The sequence below is a fragment of the Achromobacter sp. RW408 genome, from assembly GCF_003184165.1.
GTDB lineage: Bacteria > Pseudomonadota > Gammaproteobacteria > Burkholderiales > Burkholderiaceae_B > Achromobacter > Achromobacter xylosoxidans.
The window spans coordinates 377,304-387,326 of the sequence record NZ_QHHO01000040.1 but is presented as its reverse complement, the minus strand read 5'-3'; the positions used below and the strand labels follow the sequence as shown (position 1 = coordinate 387,326).

General features: G+C 69.6%; 10 protein-coding genes. 1 reads left to right on the top strand and 9 read right to left on the bottom strand.

Translation table 11 applies throughout. The features are described 5' to 3' along the window. Positions 1-278: 278 nt before the first annotated feature. From DK459_RS09360 to DK459_RS09340, 5 genes are all read right to left on the bottom strand, one after another. On the bottom strand, positions 279-1,271 hold the full coding sequence (locus DK459_RS09360; protein ID WP_024067543.1) for a tripartite tricarboxylate transporter substrate binding protein: 993 nt from the start codon (positions 1,269-1,271) through the stop codon (positions 279-281). A 37-nt stretch (positions 1,272-1,308) separates the two neighbouring features. After that, a complete protein-coding gene (locus DK459_RS09355) occupies positions 1,309-2,013 on the bottom strand; it encodes a 3-oxoacid CoA-transferase subunit B (protein WP_006386758.1) in 705 nt (234 codons plus the stop codon). A gap of 1 nt (position 2,014) precedes the next feature. Further along, positions 2,015-2,680, bottom strand: a complete 666-nt coding sequence (locus tag DK459_RS09350) for a 3-oxoacid CoA-transferase subunit A (protein WP_110134654.1) — start codon at positions 2,678-2,680, stop codon at positions 2,015-2,017. Then, positions 2,681-3,649 (bottom strand): tripartite tricarboxylate transporter substrate binding protein, encoded by a 969-nt coding sequence (locus DK459_RS09345; protein ID WP_049053900.1) that lies wholly within the window; start codon positions 3,647-3,649, stop codon positions 2,681-2,683. It abuts the gene before it with no gap. A 133-nt stretch (positions 3,650-3,782) separates the two neighbouring features. Then, positions 3,783-4,664 (bottom strand): LysR substrate-binding domain-containing protein, encoded by an 882-nt coding sequence (locus DK459_RS09340; protein ID WP_024067539.1) that lies wholly within the window; start codon positions 4,662-4,664, stop codon positions 3,783-3,785. A gap of 123 nt (positions 4,665-4,787) precedes the next feature. On the opposite strand from DK459_RS09340, the gene DK459_RS09335 reads away from it, so the two are divergent. Then, entirely contained in the window at positions 4,788-5,549 is a 762-nt protein-coding gene (locus DK459_RS09335) for an aspartate/glutamate racemase family protein (protein ID WP_006392519.1), read from the top strand. 3 nt (positions 5,550-5,552) lie between these two features. Here DK459_RS09335 and DK459_RS09330 read toward each other — a convergent pair whose 3' ends face one another. The 4 genes from DK459_RS09330 to DK459_RS09315 all read right to left on the bottom strand — a co-directional run bounded on the left by DK459_RS09330 (position 5,553) and on the right by DK459_RS09315 (position 9,973). Next, positions 5,553-6,152 (bottom strand): ANTAR domain-containing response regulator, encoded by a 600-nt coding sequence (locus DK459_RS09330; protein WP_080564252.1) that lies wholly within the window; start codon positions 6,150-6,152, stop codon positions 5,553-5,555. A 29-nt stretch (positions 6,153-6,181) separates the two neighbouring features. After that, positions 6,182-7,336, bottom strand: coding sequence for a transporter substrate-binding domain-containing protein (locus DK459_RS09325; RefSeq protein ID WP_006386752.1), 1,155 nt, complete (start codon positions 7,334-7,336; stop codon positions 6,182-6,184). Between the two features lie 91 nt (positions 7,337-7,427). Then, the gene (locus DK459_RS09320; RefSeq protein WP_233256786.1) at positions 7,428-9,164 is read right to left on the bottom strand and encodes a nitric oxide reductase activation protein NorD; all 1,737 of its coding nucleotides are present in this window, start codon (positions 9,162-9,164) and stop codon (positions 7,428-7,430) included. Positions 9,165-9,166: 2 nt separating this feature from the next. Then, positions 9,167-9,973, bottom strand: a complete 807-nt coding sequence (locus DK459_RS09315) for a CbbQ/NirQ/NorQ/GpvN family protein (RefSeq protein ID WP_006386750.1) — start codon at positions 9,971-9,973, stop codon at positions 9,167-9,169. Positions 9,974-10,023: the final 50 nt, after the last annotated feature.

The window sequence follows — 10,023 nt, the reverse complement described above, 5'->3', positions numbered from 1 at the left end:
CTTAACGGCCGTTGCTGGGGCGGGCTTTTTGCTTGGCGTTTTTGCCGTCTAGGTGTGGGGTGGGAGGGTCTTGCGGGGCCCGCCGCAAGCGGCCGCGCGGGCGGCCTTTTGCGGCTTACGCGGTGTCTTGCGTCGCGATGAGGGCGCTGTCGCGTATGCGAGGATTTGCGTCTTGCGCGAGCGTTTTCTCGGGTATGCGGGTCTTGAGGGGGCTGTCTCGCTTGAACCTACAGTGACTTTTCCGGTTGCACACGGTGGGCGCGAAGCGCCCTGCCGGGTCAGTTCAACTTCGCGCCGGAGACTTCGACGGCTTGTTTCCAGGTGTCGAGTTCCTTGTTGATGTGGTCGACGAAGGCGGCGGGAGTGGAGCCTACGGTTTCGTAGCCGTAGCTGTTCAGCTGGGCCTTCAGGTCGGGGGTGTTGATGGCGGCGGCGATGGCGCTGCTGAGGGTGTCGAGGATGGCGGGTGGCGTGTTGGCGGGGGCCAGGATGCCGTACCAGCCGTTGATGACGAAGCCGGGGACGGCTTCGGCGACGGTGGGGACGTTGGGCAGCAAGGGGGAGCGGTGTTCGCCGGTGACGGCCAGGGCCTTGAGCTTGCCGGACTGCACTTGGGGGAGCGAGGTGGAGATGCTGTCGAACATCAGCGAGACCTCGCCGCCCAGCAACGCGACGACAGCAGGGCCGCTGCCTTTGTAGGGAACGTGCAGCATGTCGGCGCCGGTGCGGTGCTTGAAGATCTCGGCGGCCAGGTGGCTGGTATTGCCGTTGCCGGCGGAGGCGAAGCTGAGCTTGCCGGGGTGCTGCCTAGCGTAGGCGATGAGTTCGGGGATGTTGTTCGCCGGCGTGGACAGCGGCGCCGAGACCAGCATGGGCAGGGTCGCGACCAGCGAGACCGGGGCGAAGTCGCGCCGGGTGTCGTAGGGCAGCGAGGGATAGAGGCTGGGGTTGATGGTGTGGGCGGCCAGGACCATCAGCAGGGTGTAGCCGTCGGGCCTGGCGCGGGCCAACTGGGCCGAGGCGATGGCGCCGCCGGCGCCCGGCTTGTACTCCAGCACCACGGGCTGGTTCCACTTCTTTTGCAAGGCCGCGCCCAGCGGGCGGGCCAGCATGTCGGCGCTGCCGCCGGGCGGGTACGGGATCAGCAGCGTAATCGGCTTGTCGGGATAGGCGCCGGCGGGTGCCGCCGCCGCGGGCTGTGCGCGGACGGTGGTCGCCGCGGCAAACAACAGGCTGGCGGTTGCCAGGACGGCTAGGACGGGACGGTGCATGGCGGACTCCGGGATGGCTCGGACAGGGCGGGTTGCCTCAGCCCCTGACGTAGCGCGGCGCGCCGGCGGCATCGAGCGCGATGACCGATGGCGTGTCGGTAAACCGCAGGGGCGCTTCGGTGGCGGCCTGCAGCGCCTCGGCGCTGACGCCTTGCAGCATGGCGTGCACGCGCAGGCCCGCGGACGTGACGTCGATCACGGCCAGGTCGGTGTAGATGCGCGTGACCACGCCGGCGCCGGTAAGCGGGTAGCGGCATTGGCGCAGGATCTTGGGCGCGCCGTCGCGGCCGCGGTGTTCCATCATGGCCAGCACCTGGCGCGCGCCGACGGCCAGGTCCATGGCGCCGCCCACGGCGGGGATGGCGTCGGCGGCATCGGTCTTCCAGTTGGCCAGGTCGCCGCGTTCCGACACCTGGAAGGCGCCGAGCACGGCGTAGTCCAGGTGGCCGCCGCGCATCATGGCGAACGACACGGTGTGTTCGGTGATGGAGGCGCCGGGCAGCAGCGTGATGGGCTGGCGGCTGGCGTTGATGAGGTCCGGATCGACGGCGTCGCCGGCCGCGGCGGGCCCCATGCCGGTGATGCCGTTCTCGCTGTGCAAGAGGATGTCCTTGTCGGGCGGCAGGTAGTCGCCGACCAGGGTCGGCATGCCGATGCCGAGGTTGACCACCGAGCCATCCGGGATGTCGCCGGCCAGCAATTGCGCGACCTGCTGGCGGGTCATGGGCGTGATCGTCGGCATTTCAGGTCTCCACCCGCACCACGGTTTTCACGAACAGGCCGGGCGTCATGATGTGCTCGGGCGCGAAGGCGCCCAGCGGCACGACCTCGTCGACCTGGGCGATGGCGTGGCCGGCGGCCATGCACATCACGGGGTTGAAATTGCGCGCGGCGTGGCGGTACATCAGGTTGCCCCAGCGGTCGCCCTGGTGCGCGCGGATCAGCGCGTAGTCGCCGCGCAGCGGCTGTTCCAGCACGTAGCCGACGCCGTCGATCACCTCCTGGCGGCGTCCTTGCGCCAGCTCGGTGCCGTAGCCGGTGGGCGTGTAGAACGGCCCCAGGCCCGCGCCGGCCGCGCGCAGGCGTTCGGCCAGCGTGCCTTGCGGCACGCATTCCAGTTCCACTTCGCCGGCGCGGAAGGCGCGGGCGAAGGCCTCGGAATTGGGCGGGCGCGGATGCGAGCAGATGATCTTGCGCACCTGGCGGCGATCGAGCAGCGCGGCGATGCCGCGGTCAAAGGTGCCGGCGTTGTTGGCAATGATGGTCAGGTCGCGCCGGCCCAGTTCCGCCAGGCAGTGCAGCAGCTCGTATGGCACGCCGGCTTCGCCGAAGCCGCCCACCAGCACGCTGGCGCCATCGGGAATGACGGCCACGGCGTCCATCATGCAGGCCTGAATCTTGTCGATCACTTATTGCTCCTGGACGATGCCGGCGGCGTCCACGATCCGCTTCCAGCGGACGCGTTCCTGGTCGATGAAGGCGGCGAACTCGGCCGGCGTGTCGCCGCCGGCCTGCCCGCCCATGGCGCGAAAACGCTCGGCGACGTCGGGGCTGCGCACCACGTCGCGGGTGGCGGCATAAAGCGCGTCGATGACGGCGGCGGGCGTGCCGGCCGGCGCCACCAGGCCGAACCAGGCGGTGACCACCATGTCGGGCACGCCAGCTTCGGCCATGGTGGGCACGTCGGGCAATTCCGCCAGGCGCCGGTCGCTGGTGACGGCCAATGCGCGCAGCTTGCCCGACTGGATGTAGGGCATGGAGCTGGGCAGGTTGTCGATCATGAAAGTGAACTGCTGCCCAAGCAGCGCGGCCACCGCGGGGCCCGCGCCCTTGTAGGGCACGTGAGTGCCGCCGATGCCGGCGCGCTGCTTGAACAGTTCCGCCGACAGGTGCGGCGACTGGCCGCTGCCCGAGCTGCCGAACGACACCTGGCCCGGATCCTTCTTCGCCAGCGCCAGCAGGTCGGCCACGCTGCGCGCGGGCGAGGCCTCGTTGACCACCAGCACGTTGGGCACGGAAATCACCCGCGTCACCGGCGCGAAGTCGGCCGGCTTGTAGGGCAAGGTCTTGTAGAGCGCGTAGTTGATGGCATTGGGACCGATATTGCCCATCAGCAGCGTGTAGCCGTCGGGCCTGGCGCGCGCCAGGGTCTGCGCGCCGATGATGCCGGCGGCGCCGGCGCGGTTCTCGACGATGACCTGCTGGCCCAGCTTCGCGGCCAGCTTGTCGGCGATCAGGCGCGCCGCGATGTCGGTGGTGCCGCCGGGCGACGCCGGCACGATGAGGGTGAGAGGCCGTTCGGGCCACGCCGCCACGGCGGGCCCCGCCATGGCGAACAACAGCGCGCCGGCGGCCAGCCAGCGTTGCGGGTGCGGCATGCTTGTCTCCCTGCGAGATCCTGGTGCGGATCGTCTTGTGCGAAAGAGTGTGGCCGCGACGCCGCGAAATGCCTATTCCGGAATCTGGAGGAGCGGCTTCGCCTGCGCAAAAGAGCGCGCCGCGCTCGCCATGTCAGCGGGCCGCCATCTGCGCCGCCGTGCGCAGGAACGCCCGCAGCGCGCGGTTGCCGTCGTCGCGCCGCGTGACCGCGTAGACCGTGCCGCTGCCCACCGCGGCCGGCAGCGCGCACACCGCGATGCGCGCGCCGAAGTGACCGCAGGTCGACTGCGGCACCAGCGCCACGCCCAGCCCTGCCGCCACCAGCGCCAGTTGCGCCGGCACTTCGGCCACGCGCTGCGCCACCGACTGCGCCAGGCCGGCGCGGGCGCAGGTGTCGGCCAGCTCGCGGGCGAACGCCGAGGTGTCCGTGCGCAGCATCACGAATGCGTCGCGCGCCAGGTCGGCCAGGGCCAGGCGCTTGCGCCCCGCCAGGCGATGGCCGGCGGGCAGCGCCGCCACCACCGGATCGGACCACAGCGCCAACGATTGCAGTTCGTCATCGTCGACCGCGGTGCGCGAGATGCTGACGTCGATGCGGTGGCCGCGCAGCGCCTCCAGCTGCGCCGCCGGGTTCATCTCGTTGAGCAGCACCGAGACCTGTGGATGGCTGGCAGCATGGCGCGCGATCAGCGCCGGCACCGGCCCCATGAAATGCGAACCGGACAGGCCGATCTCGACCCGCCCCGCCCTGCCCTGGTCCACCGCGCGCACCCGCACCGTGGCGTCCTTCAGGCCCGCGAGCGTGGCGCGCACGTCATTCAGGAACGCCGCGCCGGCCTCGGTCAAGGCCACCCGGCGGTTGGTGCGGTCGAACAGCTTGACCTCCAGCTCGCGCTCGAGCTGGGCGATCTGCAGGCTCAGCGGCGGCTGCGAGATATGCAGCCGGGCGGCAGCGCGGGTGAAGTTGAGTTCTTCGGCCAGCACGGCGAAATAACGGAGTTGGCGGATTTCCATGGCGGCCAATGATTTGCAAAAGATATGAAACCAGACAAAAACTATATTGGAAACTATCGTTCGCGGCGAGCAGAATTGTTTGCGCGCCAATCGGGCGCAGACAACGCCTACCGGAGACCCGCCATGACCCAGTCGCCCCGCGTCCTGCGCATCGGCCAGATCGTTCCCAGTTCCAACACCACCATGGAAACGGAGATCCCCGCCATGCTGCGCCGGCGCGAGACCATCGCGCCCGAACGCTTCACCTTCCACTCCAGCCGCATGCGCATGAAGCAGGTGACGGCGGCCGAGCTGGCCTCGATGGACCGCGAATCCGACCGCTGCGCGCAGGAACTGTCGGACGCCCGCGTCGACGTGCTGGGCTATGCCTGCCTGGTGGCCATCATGGCGCAGGGCCTGGGCTACCACCGCGCCTCGCAGGAACGGCTGCATCAGGCCACCGTGGACAACGGCGCGCCCGCGCCCATCGTTTCCAGCGCCGGCGCGCTGGTCGAAGGCCTGCATGCCATCGGCGCGCGCAAGGTCGCCATCCTGACCCCCTACATGAAGCCGCTGACCAAGCTGGTGGTGGACTACATCGAGCACGAAGGCATCGAAGTGCACGACAGCCTGTCGCTGGAGATCGCCGACAACCTGAAGGTGGGCGCGCAGGATCCGATGGCGCCCGCCAGCCATGTCGAGCGCCTGGATACGCGCGGCGTCGACGCCGTGGTGCTGTCGGCCTGCGTGCAGATGCCGTCGCTGGCGTCGATCCAGCCGGTGCAGGACCGCCTGGGCCTGCCGGTGGTGACGGCTGCCGCGGCCACGGTCTACCGCATGCTCAAGGTGCTGGACCTGGAGACGCGCGTGCCCGACGCCGGCGAACTGCTGACCGGCAAGTACTGAACGCTATTTCCCGAGCGAGAGGATCTCGTTGGCGTTGACGATGGCGCCGGCGATTTCCTCGGTGGTGACGCGTTTGTTCATGGCCTGTTCGCGGATCAGGTCGTAGGCCTGGCCCTCGGTCACGTTGCGCGTGCGCATCAGGATGCCCTTGGCTTCGGCGATGCGGCGCGCGCCCAGCAGCTTGCCTTCGAGCTTGCGCAGGCGGCGCGCGTGCGACTTGATATCGTCGTAGACCTGCCGCGCCACCACCAGCGTCGACAACAGGCCGAACGATCGCACCGGCGACGGCAGCACCGCCTTGGCGCCGATGCGCAACACCGCTTCGACGATGGTCGGGTTCTCGTAGGTGACGATGGCGATGACCATCGGCGCCTCGTCGCTCTTGGCCCATTCGAAACCCAGGTCGATGACGTCCGGCCGCACCGCCAGGAACACCACGTCCAGCCCTTCGGGCAGCGTCGGCGCCGGCGGCCAGAAGGTCTGCACCTGGCAACCGATGCGTTGCAGTTGCTGCGTCAGCTGCCTGCCATCGGCGTCGTCCGGATGGTAGACGGCGATGCGCAGGGTGCGCAGGTCCTTCAGCAACGAGGGCGTCGCGCGCATCACGCGCAGGCGGCTTGCCGGCTCCACCGTCAGATCTCCAGCGAGCTCAGGGTCGCCGTCCAGTCGCCCAGCGAATGGGTGACCAGGTACGGATCGGGGTGCACCGGCCGCGTGGCTTCGCGCACGATGGTGAACTGCCCCTTGCCGTTGACCCGCCCCACCCGCGGATAAAGGCAGGTGTGGTGGTTGGTGGGATCGATGCGCACGCGGCCCTGCGGCGCCTGGAATTCGCTTTGCAGCACGCGCGGCAGGATCTGCGCGATTTCGTCGGTGCCGGTGTCGCGGTAGGCGTTGGCGAAGATGTGCATCTGGAAGTAGGCGGCTTCCCAGCACAGGTTGGGCACGCAGCCCTGGCCGAAACGCCGCCGCAGCCGTTCCAGGCAGCGGTGGTTGACCTCGGAATCGATCGATTGGAAATACGGCGCCGACGTGAAATGCCCCGCCGCCACCTCGGGCTCCATCTGCGAAATCTCGGCCTCGGAGGTGGTCAGGCTGGCGATCGGCATGGTCTTGGGATCGAAGCCGGCGTCGGCGTAGGCGCGGTACAGGCAGGCGGTGGAATTGCCCACCACGGTGGAAAAAATGAAGTCCGGCCGCTTGTTGCGGATGTCGTCGAGGATTTCGCGGTAGTCGCGCTCGGTCGCGTTCAGCGGCACGTAGCGCTCGCCCAGCTTGGCGCTGTCCTGGCGTTGCAGCACCAGCTCGCGCATGATGCGGTTGGATTCGTAGGGATAGATGTAGTCCGAGCCGATCAGGTAGACGCGGGCGCCGAAGTTGGCGGTCATGAATTCCGCCAGCTGCACGCTGTTCTGGTTGGGCGCGGCGCCGGTATAGATGATGTTGTTGGAGAACTCGAAGCCTTCGTACAGCGTCGGGTAGAACAGCAGCCGGTTCCATTTCTCGACCACCGGCAGCACCGCCTTGCGGCTGCTGGACATGTAGCAGCCGAAGATGACGTTGACGCGGTCCTGGGTGATCAGCCGTTCGGCCAGCACGCTGTAGGTGGCCGGGTCGGAGCGCGGGTCGTAGCGCACCGGCACGATCTCGCGCCCGTCGACGCCGCCGGCCTCGTTGATCTCGTCGATCGCCAGGAGCGTGCCTTGCAACTGGGAACGGCCTATGGTCGATGTGGCCCCCGTTTCAGAGAACAACACGCCCACGCGGATAGGATCTTTGTTTGCCATGATCGGAGGAACCGCCGCACAGAGGTCAATCGGTCGAGGTGATCAGTTTCAGCATAGGCGCGCGCGGCGTCAACACGTGGATTCCTGGGGGTCAGCCGAGCGTGGCGCGGCCGTAGCCATGGGCCAGCGCCGCTGGCAACGCGGCCGCGTTCAGCACGATGCGGTAGCCACGGAATCCGAACATCGCCCGCAGCTGGGGTTCGGCTTTCGCGTCCAGCGCCACGCACTGCACCCGCAGGCCGCGGCGGCGCAGCGCCAGCACCGCTTCGCGGGCGTCTTCCACCAGATAGCGCGGATCGTGCACGTCGATATCCGACGGCACGCCGTCGGTGACGACGATCAGGGCGCGGCGTTCGCCGGGCGCGCGCAGCGCCAGCTCGCCCGCATGGCGCAGCGCCGCGCCCAGGCGCGTGGAATAGCGGGCCCGGACCGCCGCGATGCGGCCCAGCGCCGCTGCGGTCGGCGCGACGCCGGCGTCCAGCAGGCGGTAGTAGTGCACCGCCGCCCGCGTGTCGGAGCAGAAGCCGTGCACCGCGATGCGGTCGCCGTTTCCGGCCACCGCGCCCACCAGCAGCGCGGCGGCGCGTTTTTCCAGGTCGAGCACGGTGGCGCCGTCCCGCGGCGCGGGGTCGTTGGCCGAGGCTGACAGGTCCAGCAGCACCAGCGTGCTACAGACGCCGGGCTGGCTGCCCGGCCGCTGAAAAAAGCGCGCATCCGGCGCCAGGTCGAGGCGGCGGTCGATCATGACTTCGATGGCCGCGTTCAGGTCGATGTCATCGCCTTCCCATTGGCGCCGCAGGCGCCGCGCGCGGTCAAGGCGCCGCGAACGCGGCAGCACCAGCCGCGGCTGGCGCAACCCCGCCAGCAACGGCGCGTCGGCGCGCCAGCCGGGCAGGCGTTCGATCACGGTGCACCAGTCCGGTCGGCTGCGCGTCAGCCGGTAGTCCCATTCGGGATAGTAGTAGCGGCCCAGTTCGGCGTCCTCGTCCGACGCCGCCTGGGCATCGTCGGGCGCCGCCTCGCGCGATTGTGGCGCCGCGCCCTGGCTGCCCAGGGCCAGCTCGGGCGGCGGCTCGACCGCCTCGCCGTAGTCCCACAGGTAGCTGTTGTCGTCGCGGTAGGCCACCGGCACCACGTACTGCAGCGGATTGAAGCGCACCCGCATCTGCCCCAGGTCGTTGGCCAGCAGCGAGGCCAACCGGCGGAACGCGGCGACATCCGCCAGGTCGGCGGCGGCCTGCGCCTCGAACAGGTCGCGCGCCTTGTTGACCCAATGGTTGTCATCGCGCAGCGCGGGGTCCATCAGCAGGCGGCACATGCGCCGCGCCAGCGCGGTGAAGCCCAGGTCGGTCGGATCGGGCGGCGGCGGGATGAACGGGCGGAACCAGCGCCGCACGCCGGGATACAGCGCCGCCAGCACGCGTTCAACGCGGGTGTCCTCGATGGCGGACACCACCGCCAGGCCCATCGGCTTGAGACTGGCGACCGGCTGGGAGGCGGGCGAATACAGCAGGTGCGCGGCCGCGTGCGCCACGGCGGCGCGGCGCAGCGTGCCCGCGGCATCGGCGTTCGCCCTGGCGGCGGCGGATGCCGCGCCGTCCGCCTTCTGCCCGGCGCGCGCCGCCGGCAGCAATAGATGCGTGGCCGTCAGCACGGGCCGCGGCGGCGTGCCGGCGGCCTCCGGGTCCATCAGCTCGACCGTCATGGCATGACCGGCCAGGCTGCTGAGCAGCCACGACAATGCGGGTTGGGCGGGATCCGGCGCCGCCGAACGCACGCGGGCGACCGCCGCGCCCTCTCCTTCCCCCGGCGAATACAGGCCGCGCATCGTCATTCCAGGTTGGCGTCGATCAGCGCCCGCAACGCCGCCGCCATGTCGGGATCATCGGTCAGGGCGCGCGTCATGGTCATGTCGCAGCTCTCGGCAGGACTGACGCCATCGCGGATCAGCACGCCGGCATAAATCAGCATGCGGGTCGACACGCCTTCGTCCAGGCCATGGTGCTTGAGTTCACGCGAGCCGTGGGCGATGCGCACCAGCTGGCGCGCCAGGCCGGCGTCGATGCCGGCCTCGTGCGCCACGATGGCGGTTTCGTGCTCGGCATCGGGATAGTCGAAGTCCAGCGCGACGAAGCGCTGGCGCGTGGACGGCTTGAGGTCCTTGGCGCTGCTCTGGTAGCCGGGGTTGTACGACACCACCAGCTGGAAATCGGGATGCGCGTGGACCACCTCGCCCTTCTTGTCCAGCGGCAGGATGCGGCGCGCGTCGGTCAGCGGGTGGATCACCACCGTGGTGTCCTGGCGCGCCTCGACCACTTCATCCAGGTAGCAGATGCCGCCGTGGCGCACCGCCAGCGTCAGCGGGCCGTCGTGCCAGGCGGTGCCGTCGGCGTCCAGCAGGTAGCGGCCGACCAGGTCGGAGGCGGTCATGTCCTCATTGCAGGCCAGCGTCACCAGCGGCCGGCCGAGCTTCCAGGCCATGTATTCCACGAAGCGCGTCTTGCCGCAGCCGGTGGGGCCTTTCAGGATCAGCGGCAGCCGGTGCGCATAGGCATGCGCGTACAGCTCGGCCTCGCGGCCGCTGGGGCGGTAGTACGGTTCTTGCGCAATCCGGTAGGAGTCGAGCGGAGCGGCCACGGTGCGGATCCTGTGCAGCGGTCCGGCCGGCGCGCGGCCGGACCTGGAGA